This is a genomic window from Streptomyces sp. NPDC047981 (assembly GCF_040653315.1).
Lineage (GTDB): Bacteria > Actinomycetota > Actinomycetes > Streptomycetales > Streptomycetaceae > Streptomyces.
Genome location: NZ_JBEZNQ010000095.1, coordinates 1 through 20654 on the forward strand (window position 1 = coordinate 1; position 20654 = coordinate 20654).

Annotated in this window: 20 protein-coding genes and 1 tRNA gene; 5 read left to right on the forward strand and 16 right to left on the reverse strand. The window is 73.3% G+C overall.

The genetic code is table 11. The features are described 5' to 3' along the window. Together AB0E14_RS34500 and AB0E14_RS34505 are read right to left on the reverse strand one after the other, a co-directional pair. Nucleotides 1–1212: MMPL family transporter (locus AB0E14_RS34500; RefSeq protein ID WP_362427602.1), on the reverse strand; the 1212-nt coding region annotated here is incomplete at its 3' end. A gap of 108 nt (nt 1213–1320) precedes the next feature. Beyond that, the gene (locus AB0E14_RS34505) at nt 1321–1869 is read right to left on the reverse strand and encodes a DUF1707 and FHA domain-containing protein (protein WP_362427605.1); all 549 of its coding nucleotides are present in this window, start codon (nt 1867–1869) and stop codon (nt 1321–1323) included. Nucleotides 1870–2104: 235 nt separating this feature from the next. Here AB0E14_RS34505 and AB0E14_RS34510 point away from each other — a divergent pair, with 235 nt between their 5' ends. Both AB0E14_RS34510 and treZ read left to right on the forward strand, forming a co-directional pair. Next, the gene (locus AB0E14_RS34510) at nt 2105–3094 is read left to right on the forward strand and encodes a GNAT family N-acetyltransferase (protein WP_362427608.1); all 990 of its coding nucleotides are present in this window, start codon (nt 2105–2107) and stop codon (nt 3092–3094) included. An 80-nt stretch (nt 3095–3174) separates the two neighbouring features. Then, on the forward strand, nt 3175–4926 hold the full coding sequence (gene treZ, locus AB0E14_RS34515; RefSeq protein WP_362427611.1) for a malto-oligosyltrehalose trehalohydrolase: 1752 nt from the start codon (nt 3175–3177) through the stop codon (nt 4924–4926). Between the two features lie 98 nt (nt 4927–5024). Here the strand turns inward: treZ and AB0E14_RS34520 are convergent, their stop codons facing one another. The 5 genes from AB0E14_RS34520 to AB0E14_RS34540 all read right to left on the reverse strand — a co-directional run bounded on the left by AB0E14_RS34520 (nt 5025) and on the right by AB0E14_RS34540 (nt 9760). Beyond that, entirely contained in the window at nt 5025–6212 is a 1188-nt protein-coding gene (locus AB0E14_RS34520) for an aminopeptidase P family protein (RefSeq protein ID WP_362427615.1), read from the reverse strand. A 39-nt stretch (nt 6213–6251) separates the two neighbouring features. Further along, entirely contained in the window at nt 6252–7223 is a 972-nt protein-coding gene (locus tag AB0E14_RS34525; RefSeq protein ID WP_362427618.1) for a hypothetical protein, read from the reverse strand. 94 nt (nt 7224–7317) lie between these two features. Next, complete coding sequence (locus tag AB0E14_RS34530) at nt 7318–8190, reverse strand: LysR family transcriptional regulator (protein WP_362427621.1); 873 nt, start codon at nt 8188–8190, stop codon at nt 7318–7320. Nucleotides 8191–8201: 11 nt separating this feature from the next. Further along, a complete protein-coding gene (locus tag AB0E14_RS34535) occupies nt 8202–8789 on the reverse strand; it encodes a hypothetical protein (RefSeq protein ID WP_362427624.1) in 588 nt (195 codons plus the stop codon). A gap of 194 nt (nt 8790–8983) precedes the next feature. Then, a complete protein-coding gene (locus AB0E14_RS34540; protein ID WP_362427627.1) occupies nt 8984–9760 on the reverse strand; it encodes a dienelactone hydrolase family protein in 777 nt (258 codons plus the stop codon). A gap of 134 nt (nt 9761–9894) precedes the next feature. On the opposite strand from AB0E14_RS34540, the gene AB0E14_RS34545 reads away from it, so the two are divergent. Further along, the gene (locus AB0E14_RS34545; protein WP_362427630.1) at nt 9895–10635 is read left to right on the forward strand and encodes a hypothetical protein; all 741 of its coding nucleotides are present in this window, start codon (nt 9895–9897) and stop codon (nt 10633–10635) included. Here AB0E14_RS34545 and AB0E14_RS34550 read toward each other — a convergent pair. Further along, entirely contained in the window at nt 10632–11258 is a 627-nt protein-coding gene (locus AB0E14_RS34550) for a nucleoside/nucleotide kinase family protein (protein ID WP_362427633.1), read from the reverse strand. The genes AB0E14_RS34545 and AB0E14_RS34550 overlap by 4 nt on opposite strands. 56 nt (nt 11259–11314) lie before the next feature. Between AB0E14_RS34550 and AB0E14_RS34555 the strand changes: the two genes are divergently transcribed. After that, nucleotides 11315–11707, forward strand: a complete 393-nt coding sequence (locus AB0E14_RS34555) for a VOC family protein (protein ID WP_362427636.1) — start codon at nt 11315–11317, stop codon at nt 11705–11707. Nucleotides 11708–11714: 7 nt separating this feature from the next. On the opposite strand, the gene AB0E14_RS34560 is transcribed toward AB0E14_RS34555, so the two are convergent. Beyond that, nucleotides 11715–13211, reverse strand: a complete 1497-nt coding sequence (locus tag AB0E14_RS34560; RefSeq protein WP_362427639.1) for a TerD family protein — start codon at nt 13209–13211, stop codon at nt 11715–11717. A gap of 116 nt (nt 13212–13327) precedes the next feature. On the opposite strand from AB0E14_RS34560, the gene AB0E14_RS34565 reads away from it, so the two are divergent. After that, nucleotides 13328–14614, forward strand: a complete 1287-nt coding sequence (locus AB0E14_RS34565) for a benzoate/H(+) symporter BenE family transporter (RefSeq protein ID WP_362427642.1) — start codon at nt 13328–13330, stop codon at nt 14612–14614. Between the two features lie 24 nt (nt 14615–14638). Here the strand turns inward: AB0E14_RS34565 and AB0E14_RS34570 are convergent, their stop codons facing one another. From AB0E14_RS34570 to AB0E14_RS34600, 7 genes are all read right to left on the reverse strand, one after another. Beyond that, nucleotides 14639–15712 carry a hypothetical protein gene (locus tag AB0E14_RS34570; protein WP_362427645.1) on the reverse strand — a complete coding sequence of 358 codons (1074 nt, stop codon included), beginning with the start codon at nt 15710–15712 and terminating at the stop codon, nt 14639–14641. A 101-nt stretch (nt 15713–15813) separates the two neighbouring features. Next, complete coding sequence (locus AB0E14_RS34575; protein WP_362427648.1) at nt 15814–16422, reverse strand: NAD(P)H-dependent oxidoreductase; 609 nt, start codon at nt 16420–16422, stop codon at nt 15814–15816. Nucleotides 16423–16455: 33 nt separating this feature from the next. Next, a tRNA-Ser gene (locus AB0E14_RS34580) sits at nt 16456–16528 on the reverse strand. A gap of 79 nt (nt 16529–16607) precedes the next feature. Continuing rightward, nucleotides 16608–17981, reverse strand: coding sequence for a hypothetical protein (locus tag AB0E14_RS34585; RefSeq protein WP_362427652.1), 1374 nt, complete (start codon nt 17979–17981; stop codon nt 16608–16610). A 56-nt stretch (nt 17982–18037) separates the two neighbouring features. Next, on the reverse strand, nt 18038–18448 hold the full coding sequence (msrB, locus tag AB0E14_RS34590; protein ID WP_362427655.1) for a peptide-methionine (R)-S-oxide reductase MsrB: 411 nt from the start codon (nt 18446–18448) through the stop codon (nt 18038–18040). A gap of 10 nt (nt 18449–18458) precedes the next feature. After that, a complete protein-coding gene (gene murC, locus AB0E14_RS34595; RefSeq protein ID WP_362427658.1) occupies nt 18459–19850 on the reverse strand; it encodes a UDP-N-acetylmuramate--L-alanine ligase in 1392 nt (463 codons plus the stop codon). Between the two features lie 258 nt (nt 19851–20108). Then, the gene (locus AB0E14_RS34600; RefSeq protein WP_362427661.1) at nt 20109–20591 is read right to left on the reverse strand and encodes an indole-3-glycerol phosphate synthase; all 483 of its coding nucleotides are present in this window, start codon (nt 20589–20591) and stop codon (nt 20109–20111) included. Between the last annotated feature and the right edge of the window lie 63 nt (nt 20592–20654).

The following is a 20654-nucleotide window of genomic DNA, read 5'->3' on the forward strand; positions in this document are numbered from 1 at the left end:
GCGTGGTGGGCGCGGAGTTCCAGAACGTGACCGGTTCGCGCAGGAGCACGTCCAGCAGGAGTTCCGGGTCGCGCTGCCCCGCCCACGCCGGCCGCCGTCCATCCGGTGGCCCGCCTTCGCGAGCAGGGCGGGCAGGACGGTCAGCGAGCCGCCGACCGCCACGAGCGTGACCAGGATCGCGCCCGTGGCGATCGACGAGAAGACGACGTCCCCTACGAGGTACAGGCCGGCGAGCGAGAGCGCGACGGCGAGCCCGGAGTCGACGACCGCGCGGCCGGAGGTCGCGGCGGCCAGTTCGACGGCGCGGGCGGGCGAGATCGTGCCGCCGGAGCGCTCGCGTTCCTCACGGGCCCGCTTGAGGTAGAAGAGCGAGTAGTCGACGCCGACCGCCATGCCCATCATGAAGATGACGCTGAGCGCCGCGCCGCCCGCGTCCGGGAAGACCCAGGAGGCGAGCCCGTACAGCCCGACCGCGCCGACGAAGGCGAACAGGGCGAGAAGAACGGGGATGCCGGCGGCGAGCACCGCGCCGAAGACGACCAGCAGGATGAGGAAGGTGACGGGGAGGCTGATCATCTCGGTCCGCCGGAGCTCCTGCCCCTGCTTGTCGTTGACCGCGACGGAGATGGACGCGCTGCCGGTCTGCTCGATCGTCAGGTCCGGGTGCGCCCGTCGGACGGCCGCCGTCTCGGCGAGGAGCGACTCGACGTCCTTCTTCGCCGTCTCCCGGTCCCCGCGCAGCGTGACCGCGACCCGCACGGTGTCCGGGTGCGCGGCGGAGACGACGGGTGCGGCGACGGACTCGACGGCGGGGAGCGCGGCCATCCGCCGCCGGATCTCCTCCGCCGCGGCGGCGGGTTGCCCCGCGTCGCCGGTCGCCTTGCCGACGGTCGCCTTGCCGACGGTCGCCTTGCCGACGGTCGCCTTGCCGTCGCGCCCTCCCCCGCCGGTCGCCCTCGCGTCGGCCGGCTTCCGCTCGATCAGGACCTGCTCCACCGGCGGGGGCGTCAGGCCGCTCCCGGAGGCCATGGCCTCCGCCCGCCCCGCCTCACCGATCCAGAAGTCGGCGAAGGTCCCCTTGTTCGTGCCGACGGCCGCTCCCGCGCCGACGCACAGGGCGAGCAGGAGTACCCAGCCCGCGATGGCCTTCCACGGATGGACCGCGCACCACCGCGCCGTACGGACCGTGACCGGAGCGTCTGTTCTTCTCATACCGAGAAGCCTCCCGGCGGAGGCGGTCGCGCGTCACTGGTGGACTCCCGCGCACCGAAGGGGGGTTACCCCCACCCGTAGGGGAAGTCCCTGAGGATCAAAGGGTGTTCAACGCACCGAGAGCCGGAACGTCATCTGCCCGAAGCCGACCGCGTCCCCCGCCCGGACCGCCACCGCGCCCGTGACCCGGCGTCCGTTGACCGTCGTGCCGTTGGTCGAGGCGAGGTCGCGCAGGACCCAGAGCCCGCCCTGGAGGGAGAGTTCGGCGTGCAGCCGGGAGACCGTCTCGTGGCTGAGCCGCAGCCCGTTCACCGGGTCGCGGCCGATCCGCAGCGGGTGTGGCCCCGGCTCCGGCATCAGCAGCTTCGGCAGCCGCTCGGCGTGCCAGGCGCGGCCGAGCTTGGCCGTGAACGCGGACATCTTCTCCACCGCCCCGACGACCCGGCGCGTCCAGCCGGACTCGCTGCGCAGGTCGGCGGTGAGGAGGGCGAGTTCGTCCGGCTGCCGGGCGGCGAGCGCCCGCTCCATCCGGAACAGGAAGGTGTCGTGCGAGAGTCGGCCCTGCGCGGCACCCTCACGGAGCAGCTCCAGCGCACGGTCCCGCTCGGCGTCGGAGAGCCGCGCCGGGTGCGTGGAGAACTCGAAAGGGGTGGTCACACGGTGATTGTCCGTCCGAGAGGCCCGAGGTGTCCAGAACGCGGGCCGACGGGGCCGCCGGGCTGCGACGTCCGGGGCCCGCGGGGCGCCCGTCGCCCCCGCTCCGGGCCTCCGCCGGGGCCGGTGGACCGGCGGACAGGGCTCCGCGGACCGGACTCGGCGGGCCGAAATCCCGTACCGGGCGCGCCAAGATCACTGATAGCTTCTGCGGACTCGACTCCCTGGGGGATATGACGTGACCGCGTCCTCGACCGCCACGCCCGACGGCGTGATACTCCGACCGCTCGCCGGACCGGAGGAGCTGGAGCTGTTCCGCCGGCTCAGCTATGTCCTCGACCACGAACTCGAGGACGATCTCGCCACCGGCCGCCGCGTGCCGGCCTGGATGTGGGTCGCCCTGCGCGGCGACCGGGTCCTCGCCAGGATCTCCTGGTGGACCAAGAAGGCGGGCGGCGAGCCGCTCGCCCTCGACTTCTTCGACCTCGACCCCGAACTCGCCGACGAGGAGCGCGCCGAGATCGGCCTGGCCCTCCTGGAGACGGCGACCGCCGCGGTCGTTCCGGCGGGCACGGCCCGCCCCGAGTTCAACCGGTTCCTGCCGGCGGACTGGCGCGAGGTGCCGGGGACGCGGGCCGAACTGGAGGCGCTGTTCGGCGTCCTGGAGGCCTCGGGGGCACGCCCGCTGGTCGAGCGGCTGCGCCTGGAGTGGCTCCCCGGCACGCCCGTGCCCGAGCCGACGGGCCGTCTCGACTTCGGCCCGGTACGCGACCGCGAGGAGCTCGTCGCGCTGATGGCCCCGGTCCTGGAGGGCACCCTCGACGCGCACGGGCAGGCCGACCTCGCGTCCGGGATGACACCCCGCGAGGCGGCGGAGCAGCACTACGACGAGGAGTTCGCGCAGTACGCCTCGCCGCGGGAGTGGTGGCGGATCGCGCGGCTGCCGGAGACCGGCGAGCCGGTCGGCTTCGTCGTGCCCGCCCGGAACAACTACAACCACACGATCGCCTACATCGGCGTGCTCCCCGCCCACCGGGGCCGCGGCTACATCGACGACATCCTCGCCGAGGGCACCCGCGTCCTGGCCGCGCAGGACGTGCCCCGCATCAGGGCGGCGACCGACCTGGGCAACGTCCCGATGGCCGCGGCCTTCGCCCGGACGGGGTACGCGACCTTCCAGCGGGCGATCGACTTCGTGTGGGACACGCCGGGCGCGGCCGGGTCCTGACTGGAAGGATGGTCGCCGTGGCCGCGGGTTCCCGGCGGCCCAGGTGTGAGCGCGAGGACCATCGACGAGGGGATCGGCCGGTGCTGTTCGAGGTGTGGGCCCCGCGGGCCCGGGACCGGGTGACGCTTGAGCTCGACGGCACCGGGCACCCGCTGGAGCGGGACGCCGAGCGGGCCGGCTGGTGGACCGGTGTCGTGCCGGCCGAGGACGGCGACCGGTACGGCTACTCCCTGGACGGCGGCCCCGTCCTGCCCGACCCGCGCTCGCGCCGTCAGCCGGACGGCCCGAACGGGCTGAGCGCGGTCGTCGACCACTCCGCGTACGTCTGGTTCAACGAGGCGCCGAAGCTGCGGCTGCGCGCCGCCGTCCTGTACGAGCTGCACATCGGGACCTTCACCGAGGACGGGACCCTGGACGCGGCCGCCGAGCGGCTCGGGGAGCTGGCGGGGCTCGGCATCACCCATGTGGAGCTGATGCCGCTCTGTCCCTTCCCCGGCACGCGCGGCTGGGGGTACGACGGGGTGGCGCCGTGGGCGGTGCACGAGCCGTACGGCGGGCCGACGGCGCTCAAGCGCTTCGTCGACACCGCCCACGGGCTCGGCATGGGCGTGGTCCTGGACGTCGTCCACAACCACTGGGGCCCGTCCGGGAACCACCTGCCGTCCTTCGGCCCGTACTTCACCGACACGCACCACACGCCGTGGGGCGCGGCGGTGAACCTGGACGCGCCGGGCTCGGACGAGGTCCGCCGGTATCTGCGGGACAGCGCGCTCGCCTGGCTCCAGGACTACCGGATCGACGGGCTCCGCCTCGACGCCGTGCACGCCCTGGTGGACGGCCGGGCGCTGACGTTCCTGGAGGAGCTGAGCGAGGCGGTGGACGAGCTGGCGCGGGAGCAGGGCCGTCAGCACTTCCTGATCGCCGAGTCGGACCTCGCCGACCCGCGCACCACGACCCCGCGCGTCGCGGGCGGTCTGGGCCTGCACGCACAGTGGAACGACGACTTCCACCACGCCCTGCACACCGCCCTGACCGGCGAGGACCAGGGCTACTACGCCGACTTCGCAGGCGCCCCGCTGGCCGCGCTCGCCAAGACGCTGACCCAGGTCTTCTTCCACGACGGGACGTACTCGAGCTTCCGTGGCCGCCACCACGGCCGCCCGGTGGACCGGGTGCGCACGCCCGCGCACCGCTTCCTCGGATACGCCCAGACGCACGACCAGATCGGCAACCGGGCGCTGGGCGACCGGCTCTCGGCGACCCTCTCCCCCGGGCTGCTCGCCTGCGCGGCGACCCTCGTCCTGACGGGGCCCTCGGTGCCGATGCTGTTCATGGGCGAGGAGTGGGGGGCGACGACGCCCTGGATGTACTTCACCGACCACACGGACGAGGAGCTCGCGGAGGCGGTACGGCGGGGCAGGCGGCGGGAGTTCGCCGAGCACGGCTGGGCGGAGGAGGACATCCCCGACCCGCAGGACCCGTCCACCCGGGACCGTTCCGTCCTTGACCGTACGGAGCGCGAGCGCGCCCCGCACAACCGGCTGGCGGCCTGGCACCGGGAGTTGATCGCGCTGCGCCGTACGCTGCCCGACCTCACCGACCCGGACCTGGCTGCGGTCCGGGTCGCCTTCGACGAGGAGGCGCGCTGGCTGGCGTTCCGGCGCGGGGTGCTGCGGGTCGCGGTCAACCTGGGCAAGGAGCCGGTCGCGATCCCGCTGGGCACCAACGGCCGCGACCGCGTCCTCGCGGCCTGGGAACCGGTCGAGGCCCCGGGCACCGACGGGCTGCTGCGGCTGCCCGCCGAGTGCGCGGTGGTCCTGACGGACGGCTGAGCCGGCGGCCGGCCGAGCCGCCGACGCCGGACCGAGTCGGCGCCGGACCGAGTCGCCGCCGGGTGAGCCGGCGGCAGGTCGATCCAGCGGCCGGCGGTCTACTCGACGATCGCCATCTCGTGCGGCGTGTTGTTGAAACGGCGGCCCGAGCCGGTGCCACCCGCGCCGCCGTCCTCGGTGAGCGTCACGATGTCCTCGATACGGACCCCGAAGCGGCCCGGCAGATAGACGCCCGGCTCGATGGAGAAGCACATGCCGGGGACGATCGGGCGCTCCTCGCCCTCGATCATGTACGGCGGCTCGTGGGTGGTGACGCCGATGCCGTGGCCCGTGCGGTGGATGAAGTACTCGCCGTAGCCCGCGTCCGTGATCACCTTGCGGGCCGCGCGGTCGACGTCCTGGCAGGCCGCGCCGGGCCGTACGGCCTCGAAGCCGGCCTGCTGCGCCTCCCGTACGAGGTCGTGCACGCGCCGCTCCTCGTCGGTCGGTTCGCCGACGTGGACGGTACGGGTGGTGTCGGAGCCGTAGCCGTGCTTGAGCCCGCCGAAGTCGAGGACGACCATGTCCCCGCGTTCGATGACCCGCTCGCCCGCCTCGTGGTGCGGGTTGGCGCCGTTGGGCCCCGAGCCGACGACGGTGAAGTCGACCTGGGAGTGGCCGAAGCGCATGAGCAGCGCGGCGAGGTCGGCGGCCACCTCGGTCTCCCTGCGGCCGGCGAAGGCGACCTTGAGGATCTCGCCGTACGCCCGGTCGGCGGCGGCGCCCGCCGCGGCGATCCGCTCCAGCTCGTGGGCGTCCTTGACGGCCCGCAGCATCGGCAGCGCCTCGGTGAGCGAGACGTACGACGTGTCGGGGAGCCGCTGCTGCAGGCCGAGCAGGTGCATGGCCCAGGCGTTGTCGCTGACGCCGAACCGTCCGGTGACGTCGAGGAGCGGCGCGGTGACGGCGTACGGGTCCTTGCCGTCGGTCCAGTCGCGCAACGTGAGCGCGGCGGCGCCGGGGGCCTTCTCGGCGTCCGGGGCCTCAAGGGTAGGCACGACGAGAACGGGGTCCTGGCCGGCGGCGAGGACGAGGACCGTGAGGCGTTCGGTGATCGCGGTCGGCTGGTAGCCGGTCAGGTAGGCGAGGTCGGGTCCTGGGGCGACGAGGACACCGGCGAGTCCGGCGTCGGCGGCCGACGCGACGGCCCGGCCCATCCGGGCGCGGTAGTCGTCGGCGGTGAAGGGCGCGGGGGCGGACTCGGTGCTACCGGGTCCGGACGTGCGGGACTCAGGCGTACGCGACATGGGTTCATCCTGCCCGGCACGGGCCGGGGACGCGACCGGTCAGCGCGGGTCGGGGCCGCGCCCCGGCCCCTGGGAGATGAGGCGTTCGAGCAGCTCGTGGAAGTCGTCGCCGACGACGATCCGCAGCTCGCCGCCGTCCTCGTCGTGCTCGCTGAGCTGGGTGAGCGTGCCGTCGCGCCACCAGAAGACGTACGGGCTGATGGCGCCGGGGGTGTCCTCATAGCCGGAGGCGGCGAACGAGGCCATCGCGCCGAGCGCGGGCACGATCGAGGTGTCGTGGATCGGGTGGAAGGCCAACTGGTGCCGGAACGGCATGGCGACCAGCGCTCCGTGCTCGCCGAGCGGCCGCCCGGTGACGCGCCGGACGACGGCGTCCAGGTCGAGGACGCGGCTCGCGGTGTAGAAGGAGTCGCCGAGTATGACCTCGAAGCACATGCCGTCGGCGTCCCGCACCGTCTCGTGCCCCTCGACGGGCAGCCCGCGCAGGTTGGCGAGTGCCCGGGCGCGCAGGTCGTCGAGGTCGCCGAGGGGTTCGAGCGCCTCGTCGGTGAGCATCATGACGCTCTCGGGAAGGTCGAGCGCGAGGACCTCGTACAGCCCCGGCGCGACGCTGCGGGCGTAGCCGAACGTGCCGGGGTCGATGCCCTCGCCGCTGACGACGCGGGGGTAGAGCTGGGCGCGGATCTGTTCGGGACGGAGGGTGTCGAGCGCCGAGGGGCCGTCCATCGTCTTCAGCACGAGGCCGACGTGGCGTCGGATCAGCGCGGGCCAGACGCGTGGTCCGCGCCGGTCGTTGTGGCAGACGGCGGCGAGGTTGCCGAGGCCGAAGGCGCGGCCGTCGGCGTCGCGCACCAGGTCGGCGTAGACGGTGACTTCGAGGCCGCGCTCGGCGAAGGCCTCGCGGACGACGCTGCGGAAGAGCGCGGCCTCGCGCACGGAGAAGTACGAGAACTCCGGGTCCCTGGGCGCTTCGTCACCGTCACGCCGTGGCCCTCGCCGGAACAACCCCACGCCAGCCCCGCCTTCCCTCGCGCCCTCGCCGTGGGACCAGCCTAGGGCCTGTCCGGCCCTGATCCACCGGACAGGCCCCAGGGGGTGTCTCCCGCTACGCGGTGAGCCGTCCGGCCAACTCCGCTGCCGGGCCGCCCGGTTCCGTGCCGGTGTGGAGGAGTTCGACCCGGTGGACGAGACGCGGGGAGGTCAGGGGTACGGCGACGGCTCCCGGGATCGTGACGGCGAGGGAGACGGGCAGCAGCGTCAGCCCGTGCCCGGCGGCGGCCAGGGCGCCCAGGAGGCGGCTGTCGGTGCCCTCGCAGCGCAGCGCGGTACGGAAGCCCTGGCCGGCCGGGCCGCCGTGCGCGGCGCGCAGCCGGTCGAGCGGGATCCCGGCGTCGGGGGCGTCGAGCCAGCGGGCGTCGACCAGGTCGGCGAGGCGCAGGCCGGGGCGCCCGGCGAGCGGATGCCCGGCGGGCAGGACCACGGCGAGCGGCTCCTCGCCGACGCGCGTGGCCGTGAGCGGGGCGACGTCGGGCAGCCGCAACGGGTCGCTGGGGGCGGCCGGTCCGTCGACGAGGCCGAGGTCGGCCGCTCCGGTCGCGACGGCCGCCGGCACCTCGTCGCGGGGCAGGGTCCGCAGGGTGACGCCGACGGCGGGCAGGGCGGCGAGGGTTCGGGGGTGCGGGGCGAGCGGGGAGACCGCGAGGGTCAGCGTCTCGGGCGGCGCGGCGGCGAACCGGGCCAGGTCGACGCGGGCGGCGTCGAGCCGGAGCAGCAGCGAACCGGCGTGTTCGAGCAGCCGTTCCCCCGCCGGCGTGGGCACCACGGGCCTGCGCCCGAGGAGCGCCAGGCCGAGGTCGCTCTCCAGGGCGGCGATGTGCTGGGAGACGGCGGACTGGGTGTAGCCGAGTTCGCGGGCGGCCTCGGAGAAGGAGGCGAGCCGGGCGACGGTGACGAAGGTACGGAGGTGGTTCGGGTCCATGGTCGGACGTCTCAGAAGTCCGGGAGGTCCAGGCGGCTCAGGAAGCGCCCGGGCCAGGACCAGAGCGCGCCGCTGAACGAGAGGTTGCGGGTGTAGGCGCCCTCCAGGAGGATCGCGAGGCCGACGTCGAGGCCGTCGCAGTCGCCCTGCCCGGACCCCGAGATGCGCTCGGGGTAGCGCCAGCTCGACCGCGTCGTGGTGAGGACGGCTCCCGCCCGGCGCAGCTCGTGCCGGTTCTTGGTGCCGAGGACCTGGTAGCGGTAGGAACGTCCGGCGACGTCGATGCGCAGCGCCCGGCCGCGCGGGCCGGCCGCCAGATGGCGGCGCCTGAGGCTCCCGCTCCAGCCGTCGACGGTCAGCGTCATGCCCGCCATGCGCGGCCGGTCGCGGAACTCCACGCCGAGGAAGGACATGGGCGGTATCCCCCGCCCGGACACCCAGGCGCCGACGAGGTCCTGATGGAGATTCTCCTCCGCGGGCGTCGACAGCTCGACCGTCCCGAATCCGGCCACCGTCCCGGCCCACGAGTGCGTGAAGCGCTTCCGCAGGCCCCCGCGATGCGGGCCCTGGTAGGACAGCTCGAACTGGATCGGATGCATGTACGACGACTCCCCCGCGAATGTGTGCGCTCGCGAGGCTACCCGGTCGACGACCGACCGGTTTTCGACGTACCCGTCACGGGCGGACCGGGTCCGGGTCCAGGTCCGGGTCCAGGTCCGGGGCGGCGGTGGCCGGGGGCGGGGCCGGTCAGGGGGAACCCGTCATGGGCGGGGCCGGTCAGGGGCAGGGGCCGTCATGGGCGCGGCCGGTCGGGGACAGGGCCCGTCACCGGCAGGCACTCGGCGAGCAGGCCGACGACGTCACGCCAGGCGCGCTCCGCGTGCCGGGCGTGGTAGCCGACGCCGGGGACCACCTCCTGGTCGACCGGCGGGTGGTGGAAGGCGTGCAGGGCGCCGCCGTAGACCACGAGCCGCCAGTCGACGCCCGCGGCCTCCATCTCGGCGGCGAAGGCGTCCCGTTGCGCGGGCGGCATGATCGGGTCCTCCGACCCGACCCCGGCCCACACCGGACACCGGATGCGCGCCGCCTCGCCCGGCTGCCCCGTGGTCAGGGCGTTGACCGTCCCGATCGCGCGCAGGTCGACCCCGTCGCGCCCGAGTTCGAGGAGGATCGCGCCCCCGGTGCCGTAGCCGATGCCGGCGATCCGGTCGGGGTCGGTGCGCGGCTCGGCGCGCAGCACGTCGAGCGCCGCGTGGCCGATGCCCCGCATCCGGCCGGGATCGGCGAGCAGCGGCAGGCAGTGGGCAAGCATCTCCTCGGGGTCGGCGAACCAGCGTCCGCCGTTGATGTCGAAGGCCAGCGCCACGTACCCCAACTCGGCCAGGAGGTCGGCCCGGTGGCGCTGGAAGTCGTTCAGCCCCGTCCCCTCCGGGCCGACCAGGACCGCGGGCCTGCGGTCGGTGCCGGCCGGGAGCGCGAGGTGTCCCACCATCGTGAGGCCGTCGGCCGCGTACTCGACCGTGCGCGTCGTCACCTTCGTCGCTGTCGTCACCTTCGTCGCCGTCGTCATGAAGGAGACGCTAGTGATCGCCGGGCCCGGCCGGGCGGGTGTTCACCGCCGGCGGACGCATCCGTACGTCATAAGCGTTCGCGATCGGACGTGCAGGAATCATCGTTGGACGTGAACCGGGCCGCCGGACCAGCATGGTCGGCATGAACCAGACATCGACGCACACCCCTCGCGTCGCCCTCGTCGGCGACCGTTCCCCGCATGTGAAGTCCCATGTCCGCATCCCCTCCCTCTTCGACGCGCTGGCCGAGCGCGACGGCCTCGTCCTCGACGCGTACTGGATCCCGACCGGCGACGCGGAGGCGCCGGGCGCGGTGAAGGGCTTCGACGCCGTGTGGGTGCTGCCGGGGAGTCCGTACGAGAGCGAGGAGGGCGCGCTGGCCGCGATCCGGACCGCCCGCGAGGACGGCATCCCGTTCCTCGGCACCTGCGGCGGCTTCCAGCACGCGCTGCTCGAGTTCGCCCGGGACGTGTGCGGCCTGACGGACGCCGCGCACGCCGAGAACGACCCCTCGGCTGCCGACGGCGACCTGCTGATCGCGCCGCTCGCCTGCTCACTGGTCGGCCACGAGGGGGCGGTGCGGGTCACGCCCGGCTCGCTCGCGGAGTCGGTGCTCGGCGCCGAGCGGACCACGGAGCGGTACCACTGCGACTACGGCCCCGACAGCCGCCACCTGGACACGCTGCGGGCGCACGGGCTGCGGTTCACGGGCGAGGACGAGGAGGGCCAGGTCCGGATCGCGGAACTGCCGGGCCACCCCTTCTTCCTGACCACGCTCTTCCAGCCGGAACTCGCGGGCGACGGCTCCCGCCCGCACCCGATCGTCCGGGCGCTCGGGCAGGCGGCGGCGGACCACGCCCGCCAGGCCCGCTAGCTCATGCTCACGACGAGGTGGGCGCGGCCCCTGCCCCGGGCGACGAGACGGGCGTTGGACTCGTCGGAGTCGTGGACCCAGCGCTCGGCGTGGGCCCGGTCCTTGCCGAAGCGGACGTGACGCTCGACGAGCCGGGGCACCCGACGGCCGGCGTCGAGTTCCAGGAACCACGCCTCGTCGAGCAGCGGCAGCACCGCGGCCCACGGGCCCTCGTCGTGGAGCAGGTAGTTCCCCTCGGTGACCACGAGCGGGACCTCCGGCTCGACCGGGACCGCACCGGCGACGGGCTCCTCCAGGGCGCGGTCGAAGGCGGGGGCGTAGACCGTGGTACCAGGCTCGGGGGCACGGAGCCGGGCCAGCAGGGCGGTGTACCCGGCGGCGTCGAAGGTGTCCGGCGCCCCCTTGCGCCCCGCACGACCGAGCCGCTCCAGCTCCCGTTGCGCGAGGTGGAAGCCGTCCATCGGCACGAGCACGGCGAGACCGTCGAGCCGGGCGACCAGCCGGGCCGCGAGCGTGGACTTGCCCGCGCCGGGCGCCCCGGCGAGACCGAGGATCCGCCGCCGGCCGGGGACGGCGAGGAGCCGGGCGCGGTCGGTGAGCTCGGCGAGCAGCTGGGCGTCCATGCGGTGCATTGTCGCACCGCGTGGCGCCCGGCCGGTCATACGTATAACCTCGCGGTATGTCCTACATCGCTCTCGTCACTCTCGTCGTCCGTGACTACGACGAGGCCGTCGCCTTCTACACCGACGCCCTCGGCTTCGACCTCGTCGAGGACACCGACCGCGGCGACGGCACCCGCTGGGTCGTCGTCCGCCCTCCGGGCGGCCCCTCCGGCACGGCCCTGCTCCTCGCCCGGGCGAAGAACCCGGCGGAGGAGTCCGCCGTCGGCGCCCAGACGGGCGGCCGGGTCGGCTTCTTCCTCCACACCGACGACTTCACCCGCGACCACACCCGGATGACCTCGGCCGGCGTCCGCTTCCTGGAGGAACCACGCCACGAGCCGTACGGCACGGTCGCCGTCTTCGAGGACCTCTACGGCAACCGCTGGGACCTGCTGGAGCCGAAGGCCTGAGGAACGGTCAGCGCCTCCCTCGGCGGAGCCAGCCCTGGGCCCTGCCTATGTCGGTCACTGTCGCCGGAGGGCCGTCGCCCGAGGGGCGGCTGCGCGGCTGAAGGTGCTTCAGCCGCGCCCGCCACGGGCCGTCCGCCATCTCCATGTGCACGATGACCGGACCCTCCGGCAGCGGAACCGTCTCCCGCCGCTTGCCGATCTCGTTCACCGCGTTCTCGTATCGGGGCAGGCTCGCGGGGTCGTCGTGGTCCGCCAGTTCGTAGAGGTGGACGATGAGGTTGTCGTCGCCCCTGTAGTGGAGGGCGAGATCGGCCGCGCCGCCGGTGTGCAGGAGGACGTCCGGGCCACGGTTCTCGACCTGCTCCTCCGTCAGGCGGGTCGCGGCGGCCAGCGGCAGTACCTGGAACTGCCAGGGCCCCTCCGCCCTCAGCTTCAGGCGCAGACGGCCGCTGTCGGGAACCTGGACGAGCATGCGGCCCCGGAAGTTCTCCTCGGTGCTGTTGACGAGGTTCTCCCCCTCCTTGTTCAGCCGCGTGAGCGTCCAGAGACCCGTGTATCCGTCTCCCCGGATCTCCAGCTCGACGACGACCGGCCCCGGCGGCAGCCCGTCCACCGTCAGGACGTCGTTGTCCCGACCGCTCTGCGCGTACGGCGGGAAAACCGCACCGAACGTCCACTCCGGATACGCCGGGGGCGCGGGCGGGGTTACGGGCGGGTGCGCGGCCGGGGCCGCGGGCGGGGGTACCGGCGGGTGCGCGGCCGGGTGCCCGGGAACCTGGAAGGCCGGGGCGGGTGTCGGCGCCTGATGGGGAACCGGCCCCGGAGGCGGGGCCTGGAAGGCCGGGGCCGGCGCCGGGGCCGGAGGCTGGAAGCCCGGAGGCGGAGTCGGGGCCGGAGGCGGTACCTGGAAGGCGGGGGCCGGCGGCTGGTACGGCATCGGCGTCGGATGCGGAGGCTGGAAGGCCGGACCCGGAGTGGGCGTCGCAGCCGCCCCCGGAACCGGAGCCGCTCCCGGCGGTTCCTCCGCCACGTCCACTCCGTAGTCCCTCGCCAAGCCGGCGAGGCCGTTCAGCCAACCCTGGCCCACCGCACGGAACTTCCAGCCCCCCGACCTCCGGTACAGCTCCGCGAGCACCATCGCGGTCTCCCCGCCCGCGTCCGTCACCTCGTAGCGCGCGACCGACGTCCCGTCCGGTGCGAACGCCTCCACGCACAGCCCCCGCGCGTCCCGCAGCGCGCCGTTGTCCGTCGACCCGACCACGAGGACCCGGTCGATCTCCCCCTCGATCGCCGTGAGGCCCGTCTCCAGCCAGACCGTGCCCTGCTGCTCCCCCAACAGGCGTACCGCGCCCGAAGGATGGACCGGCGCTCCGTGGAAGACGATGTCCCCGTCCCCGCGGACCCGGCCCGCCTCCGTCAGCAGCAGAGCCGCGACGTCCACCCCGCTCGGCACGGCGATCCGCAGCGGCACCGTCGGCACGAAGGCATTGCTCCCCTTGATCATTTTCCCCTCCCCGAAATCGATCACTTCTGGATCTTGCGGCCATACGGGCCCCCGCGACAAGGCCTGTGGAAAACCGCTCGGGCGCCCGGCCACCGGTGTGCCAGGATGCCCAGGCCATGGCATTCATACGACACCTCCGATCCGCCGCACCGGCCACCGCCGTCTCCGCCGGGTTCCTCGCCGTACTCATCGGCGTCACCAGCTCCGTGGCCGTGGTCTTCACAGCGGCCAAGGCGGCAGGCGCCACCTCCGCCGAGCTCACCTCGTGGGTCTTCGCCCTCGGCATCGGGATGGGGGTCACCTGCATCGGCCTCTCGCTGCGCTACCGCGCCCCGGTGGTGACGGCCTGGTCGACGCCGGGCGCCGCCCTGCTCGCCACGGGCCTGCAGGGCGTGACGATGGCTCAGGCCGTCGGGGCGTTCCTGCTCTCCGCCGTGCTCATCGTGATCAGCGGGGTCACCGGCTGGTTCGAACGGATCATGAACCGGATCCCGGTTCCGCTCGCCTCGGCGCTGCTCGCCGGCGTGCTGCTCCAGTTCGGCACCGAACTCTTCACGCAGATGGAGCGGAACGGCGTCATCGCCGTCCCCATGTTCCTGGCGTATCTCGCCGGCCGCCGCTGGTTCCCCCGGTACGCGGTCGTCGGGGCGCTCGCCGTGGGGGTCGCGGCGACGGCGTGGCAGGGCTCGTGGAAGCTGGACGGCTTCGAGCTCGCGCTGGCCGAACCGTCCTTCGTACGGCCCGAGTTCGACTGGCAGGTCCTGATCGGCGTCGGTCTTCCGCTCTTCGCCGTGACAATGGCCTCGCAGAACCTTCCCGGCGTGGCCGTGCTCCGCAACGCCGGCTACTCCACGCCGATCTCGCCCATCCTGACCTGGACCGGCACGGTCAACACCGTTCTCGCGCCGCTCGGTTGCTTCGGTCTGAACCTGGCCGCCATCACCGCCGCCATCTGCAGTGGCGAGGCGGCCCACCCCGACCCCAGGAAGCGCTACATCGCGGGCGTCTGGACAGGGGTCTTCTACCTGCTCGTCGGCCTCTTCGGCGGAACGGTCGGCTGGCTGCTGACGGCGATGCCGCCGGCCCTCGTCCTGGGCATCGCGGGCATCGGGCTGCTCGGCACGATCGCCGGCTCCCTCACCTCGGCCCTCCGCGACGACCGCCTTCGCGAACCGGCCGTGGTGACCCTCCTCGCGACCGCGTCCGGCTTCACGCTCTTCGGCATCGGTTCGACGTTCTGGGGCCTGCTCGCGGGCGTCCTGACCCTCGCCGTCGGCGACATCGCGCGGCGGCGCGCGGCCCGTACCGACGAGCGGCCACGGAGCACCTCCCTCAAGACCGAGACCGAGACCCAGATCGAGACCGAGACCGAGACCGCGGCCGAGTCGACGAAGAGCCGCTGAGCGGCCGAGCCGAGCGCTTCGCGGTCACGGTGAGGCGGGCCGCGAGCCGCTCACCCTCTCCATCGCCGCCAGCAGGCTCTGCGTCGGGGCACGGAAGACGTGGTCGGGCCCGGCGGCTTCCAGCGCGGACCTGGCCAGGTCGATCGCTTCGGCGAGATCCGTCGCCGAGCGGGTTCGGTCGAAGCGGCGCGACAGGGCGTAGGCGAGGTCGTACCCCATCGCCGTACGGTCGAAGAGTCCGGCGCGGTCGGCGCCGAGCGCCCGCCGCATGGCCTCGATCGCGCGGTTCAGATCGGTGTCGGCGCCGGCCCGTTCGAACCGGTTGAGCAGCGAGTCCCCCAAGCCGCCCAGCCACTTGACGGCGCCGACGTCATCGACGGACGCCGCCGTGACCCCGGCTTCGCAGCACTCGATCACGCGGTCCAGGTCCGCGGCGTCGGCCGTGGCCGCCAACCGGTGCCTGAGTGCCTGCACCAACGTCGCGAGCACGGCTTCTCGTTGGTCGACGGCGCTCGCGGCCAAGGCCGCCTCCAGCAGTTCGACCGACTGGTCGAGGTCCTGCGCCGAGCCGCCGATCTCGAACCGGATCATCAGCATGTGGCCCGCGTTGGCGAGCATTCCGGGGCGCCAGGGGTGGTCTGCGGCGAGGTGGGTCACGATCTGCCGGGACAGGATGATCGCGCTCTCGACCTGGGCCGGAGCCTTCGTCTCCGACGCCCCCTGCTGGAACGAAGCGGCCATGGGCAACGCCCGTTCCGCGAGGGTGGGGAGCATGGGCTCGGGGATGTCGTCCAGGCCCAGGACGAAGGGCAGTTGGAACAGGGTCAGCGCGGCGTCGTAGTCGCCGTGGCCCTCGCCTTCGGGCACGAGCCGGGACCGGTGCCAGCGCAGCCGCCCGAGAAGGTGCTGCGCGACGGCCGTCATACTGACGTCGAGGTCCGCGCCGCCCTCGGCGAGCATGGCCTCGAGCTGCCGCACTTCGGGGAGGTCGCCTGCCGTCAGGACCGCGTCGCGCAGGGCGTCGGCGGACCCGACCGCGGCCTCCATCGTCCCGTTGATGACGTGGATCAGTTCCCAGACGTCGTCTCGCCTGCTCATTGCCCCGGACTCCCCGCTCCCGTGCCGCACTCGAACTCCTGGACCATTCTGCAACGTTCCCGAGGGCGCCGAGTACGACCGTGCGCCCCCGTCCGTGATCGTCAGACCGAACGCGCCAGCGCCTTCACCCGGGCCAGGTGCTCGCCCTTGAGTACCTGCCAGCCACTCGCGCTCGCGCTCGCCGAGCCGCCGAGGACGACGAACTCGCTCGCCCTCGCCCGCTCGCCGATCCGGTCGGTCAGCATGACGGTCCTCATCGCCCGGTAGCAGCCGGAGGCTTCGAGCTCGGCGATGTCGTACCCGGCCGTGCACAGGACCAGGGCCTTCTCCGCCACCCGCGGCCCGCCCACCGTCCGCCGTGCGAACCCCACCGTCCAGACGCGGTCGAACCAGCCCTTGAGCCGGGCGGGACAGTCCGCCCACCACACCGGGTAGACGAACACCCAGGTGTCGGCGGCGGCGAGTCTGGCCTGCTCGGCGGCGACGTCCTCGGGAACGGGCGCTTCGGCGTCGTAGCCGGACTCGCGCTCGTACTCGGCCCGCGTGAGTTCCGAGTGGAAGTCCATCGCGTAGAGGTCCGAGACCGTGTACGGACGACCGGCGTCGGCGAGTCCGTCGAGGAAGGCGTCGAGCACCTCGCGCGTGAAGCTGCGCTCACTGGGGTGCGCGTAGACGACGTGCACGGCGGTGGTGGTGGCGGGGGTGGTCACGCGTCCACCTCGGGTGCGGGAGAGTCGGGGCGGCGGCAAGGGCAGGATTCGAACCTACGTCCACCCGGAGATCGAGCCGGGCGCTCCTCCACAGAGCTTCCTCGCCGCCGCGCCCATCCTCATCGGAGCGCGCCGCGCGGGTCAACCGGTTTCCGCGCGACCGTTCCCCCCGCTGGGCCCGGTCGTCACAGCCACTCGTTCGCGGCCGCCCGCTGCCCCTTGCCCGAGAAGACGCCGGCCGAGCGCAGGGCGCTCGCCATCAGCGGATCGGCGACCTGGACGCCGTGCACCAGTTCGGGGGTGCGCCGGAACGGGGCCGGCTCGGCGGCGGGACGGGGCGCGGTCCAGCCACCGGCCACCGGGTCGACGCCGTGGCGTGCGCAGGCCTGCTCGACCAGCGAGCGCGGGCACTCCGCCTCGCCGCGCAACACCTCCCAGGGCAGCGGCAGTTCGGCCCATACATAGGTGTCCGGGTGCAGGCCGCCCTTGGTCTTCCGGTGCCAGTGGGCCACGTCGGCGGCCATCAGCCGGGGCACCTTGCCCGGGCAGACGCGGTCGAGGAAGTCCTCCCGCCCCAGTTCGGTGAGGAGTGCGAGCCAGTGGGCGCGGGCGGTGCTCCAGGCCTGCGCGGCCTGGTTCCACGTCGAGGAGTCGTTGCCCGGGCGGACGATCATCGTGTCGCGCTCCAGGGCGCACCGGTTCCAGGCGTCCTCCAGGAGTCCGGCTACCTCGCGCAGGAAGCGGCTCCAGTGCCCGAGCAGTTCGGAGAGCTCCTGGTCGGAGAGGTGTCCGAGCACCTCGGCGGTCGGGTGCGCGTGCGCCACGACGTACCAGTCGGTCCGCTCCGGCTCCGCGCGCAGTCGCCGGAACAACGCGTCGGCCACCTCGTCGTACGCGCGGCGCTGCTTGCCGTTGGTGAAGATGCTCCGCATGTACCCGCGCGCGGTGAGGTAGGCGACGAAGGCGGCCGTACCGGGGTCGGCGGCGAACCGTTCGTACGGCAGGGTGTGCGCGATCGCGCCCTTGCCGGTCAGTGTGACCTCGCGCCGCCGCTGCTCGTGGACGACCCGGGCGAGCTTCGCCTCCATCCGGCGCAACAGCCGGAAACGCTTGTTGTACTGACGCTTCGACAGCTCGCCGATGCCCGCCTCGGCCCGCTCCTCCCGGTTGAGCCGGTCCATGCCGAAGTCGTTCTCGCCGTACGCGCGCCCGATCTCCTCGCCGGCCCGGCGGATCACCGCCTCGATGCGCGCGGGGTCGTCACCGGCCTCCGCCGGAAGCTCCGGCACGCTTCCGAACAGGGTTGCGGCGCGGCCGAGTTGGCGCTGCGCGCCGACGGGCCGGGCGAAGTCCTCGCGCATGGAGGTGTATCCGTGCCAGAGGCTGTGCAGGGAGTTCGCCGTGGCCGTGTCGAGGGCCTTCGCGGTGGCCGGGTCGAGGTCGGCCCCGAGGGAGGTGAACAGGTCGGATACGAGCTGGGCCACGTCCTCGGGTCGTCTGCGCAGTCCCAGCGAGGCATGCAGCTCGGTCAGGAGCCGCTCTGCGTGGTGCGACGTCATGCGCCACACCCTGACAGTGCCTCGCCGGGACCTCCACCGAATAAACGAGCGGCAGGTCAGCCCTCGTCCGGCGTCAGCCGCAGCGAGATGCTGTTGATGCAGTACCGCTGGTCGGTCGGGGTCGGGTACCCCTCGCCCTCGAAGACATGGCCCAGGTGCGAGCCGCAGCGCGAGCAGCGCACCTCGGTGCGGACCATGCCGTGCGAGCGGTCCTCGATCAGCTCGACCGCCTCGCTCTCCTTCGGGTCGTAGAAGGACGGCCAGCCGCAGTGCGACTCGAACTTCTCCGTCGACGTGAACAGCTCGGCGCCGCACGCGCGGCAGGAGTAGACGCCCTTGGTCTTGGTGTCCGTGTACTCACCCCGGAAGGCGGGCTCGGTGCCCGCCTGGCGCAGGACCTGGTACTCCTGCGGGGTCAGCTCCGCACGCCACTGCTCGTCCGGCTTCTCGACCTCGTACGACGACATCACATGCTCCTCAGCTCGACAGGCGGGCGAGGATCTCCGGACCGAGGTCCGTGACGTCGCCCGCGCCCATCGTCAGAACGAGATCACCGGGCCTGGCCATTCCCGCGACGACGTCCGGGACCGTCCCCTTGTCGTGGACGGCCGTCACGTCGGCGCCCGCCGCGCGGGCCGCCGCGATGATCAGCTCGCTGGTGATGCCGGGGATCGGGTCCTCGCGGGCCGGGTAGATGTCCAGGACCACGGAGGCGTCGGCGAGGGCCAGGGCGTCGCCCATCTCCTTGCCGAGCTCCTGGGTGCGGGAGAAGAGGTGGGGCTGGAAGACGACCAGGAGACGGGCGGCCCCGGCGGCGCCGCGCATGGCCTCCAGGTCGGCGGTCATCTCGGTGGGGTGGTGGGCGTACGAGTCGATGACCTGCACACCGGCCGCCTCGCCCTTGAGCTGGAGGCGGCGGCCGACACCGGTGTACGCGGTGAGGGCCTGGGCCAGCTCCGCCGGGTCGATGCCCACGCGGGAGCCGGCGGCGAGGGCCGCGGCGGCGTTGTGCGCGTAGTGGCGGCCGGGGACGGAGACGGTGAAGGTGTGCTCGACGCCGTCGAGGACGACGACGACCTCGCTGGTCATGCCCTTCGGGGTGATCGAGAGGATCCGGGCGTCGGAGTCCGTGGACTCGCCGACCGTGAGGATCCGCAGGTCCTGCCGGCCCGCGACGCGGCGCGCCAGTTCGCGCGCGCCCGCGTGCTCGCCGACGACGAGGGTGCCGCCGGGGCGGATCTTGGCGCTGAAGGCCTCGAAGGACTCGTAGATCTCGTCCATGGAGGCGTAGTTCGCGTGGTGGTCCAGCTCGACGTTGAGGACGATCGCGACCTCGGGGTCGTACTTCTGGAAGCTGCGGTCGCTCTCGTCCGCCTCTGCGACGAAGACCTCGCCGTCGCCGTGGCGCGCGTTCGTGCCCGGGCCCGCGAGGTCGCCGCCGATGGCGTACGAGGGGTCGAGACCGAGCTCGGTGAGCGCGACGGCCAGCATCGAGGTGGTCGTGGTCTTGCCGTGCGTACCGGCGACGGCGATCGCGCGCAGGCCGTCCATGAGGGAGGCGAGCGCGTCGGAGCGGTGGACGACCGGGATGCCCAGCTCGGCGGCGCGGGCCAGCTCGGGGTTGTCGGCGCGGATGGCGCTGGAGACGACGACGGCGGAGGCGTCGTCGGCGAGGTGCGCGGAGGCGTGCCCGATGTGCACCGTCACCCCGAGCGCGCGCAGCGCCTCGGCGGTCGCGGACTCCTTCGCGTCGCTGCCGGCGACCTTCGCTCCGCGCTGGGCGAGGATCTTCGCGATGCCCGACATTCCGGCACCGCCGATGCCGATGAAGTGCGGCCGTTCCATGGCGGTAGGGATGGCGGGTGCCATGACTGTTCTCCCCGGGGGACGTCGTACAGGAGGTCCCCAGCCTAGTGGCTCCCTGTGACAGCCCCAGGCCGACGGCCCCGCCCCGCCCTCACCGCGTCCGCCCGCCCCTGCCGCGTCCGCCCGTACGCCGGACGCCCGGACCCCGGACCCGGACGCCCAGACCCGGACGCCCGGACGCCGGACGCGGACGCCCGGACGCCGGACGCCCGGGCACCTGGATGTCCAGGTGCCCGGGCGTCCGATCGCTCGGGCTCAGGCTCAGGCGTTCTCCGCCTCGCTGTGCGCGAAGAGCTTCAGGACCGGTACGCCCACCTTGTGACGGGCCCGTGACGCCCAGTCCCGGTGGAAGAACTCCTCCACGTAGTGCGGGGCGGTCAGCACGATGACCTCGTCCGCCTCCGACTCGTCGACGACGGACTTCATCTTGTCCAGGGGGTGGTCCTCGACCACCTGCCCGACCGCCTCGCAGCCGGCGTTCCGCAGCCCCTGGAGCGAGTACTCCAGTGCCTGCTCGGCGGGGCCGCGGGCCGCCTTGCCCTCCGGCTCCTCGCCCTCGCGGGTCGCTTCCTTCAGTTCGCCCATGGCGACGTCGTCGATGGCGCGCAGCAGTACATCGGCCTGGTCACCACGGGGCTGCATCAGAACGATGAAGGACACGTCCTCGTCGCCGTGCAGGGTGGTGACGAATTCCACGTCGACGGACGTGAGGGGTTTCTCGATCATCAGAACGCTTGTGAACACCTCAGGAGCCCTTCTGCGGAAACCATCCTTCCCCGTGCCCGCACGGGGTCTACGGGGGTAAGT

Coding starts and splice junctions, on each gene's coding strand:
- AB0E14_RS34520 (WP_362427615.1), bottom strand. CDS start 6,212: ATGTCGCGTACGCCTGAGTCCCGCACGTCCGGACCCGGTAGCACCGAG.
- AB0E14_RS34530 (WP_362427621.1), bottom strand. CDS start 8,190: ATGGACCCGAACCACCTCCGTACCTTCGTCACCGTCGCCCGGCTCGCC.
- AB0E14_RS34535 (WP_362427624.1), bottom strand. CDS start 8,789: ATGCATCCGATCCAGTTCGAGCTGTCCTACCAGGGCCCGCATCGCGGG.
- AB0E14_RS34540 (WP_362427627.1), bottom strand. CDS start 9,760: ATGACGACGGCGACGAAGGTGACGACAGCGACGAAGGTGACGACGCGC.
- AB0E14_RS34545 (WP_362427630.1), top strand. CDS start 9,895: ATGGTCGGCATGAACCAGACATCGACGCACACCCCTCGCGTCGCCCTC.
- AB0E14_RS34550 (WP_362427633.1), bottom strand. CDS start 11,258: ATGGACGCCCAGCTGCTCGCCGAGCTCACCGACCGCGCCCGGCTCCTC.
- AB0E14_RS34555 (WP_362427636.1), top strand. CDS start 11,315: ATGTCCTACATCGCTCTCGTCACTCTCGTCGTCCGTGACTACGACGAG.
- AB0E14_RS34560 (WP_362427639.1), bottom strand. CDS start 13,211: ATGATCAAGGGGAGCAATGCCTTCGTGCCGACGGTGCCGCTGCGGATC.
- AB0E14_RS34565 (WP_362427642.1), top strand. CDS start 13,328: ATGGCATTCATACGACACCTCCGATCCGCCGCACCGGCCACCGCCGTC.
- AB0E14_RS34570 (WP_362427645.1), bottom strand. CDS start 15,712: ATGAGCAGGCGAGACGACGTCTGGGAACTGATCCACGTCATCAACGGG.
- AB0E14_RS34585 (WP_362427652.1), bottom strand. CDS start 17,981: ATGACGTCGCACCACGCAGAGCGGCTCCTGACCGAGCTGCATGCCTCG.
- msrB (WP_362427655.1), bottom strand. CDS start 18,448: ATGTCGTCGTACGAGGTCGAGAAGCCGGACGAGCAGTGGCGTGCGGAG.
- murC (WP_362427658.1), bottom strand. CDS start 19,850: ATGGCACCCGCCATCCCTACCGCCATGGAACGGCCGCACTTCATCGGC.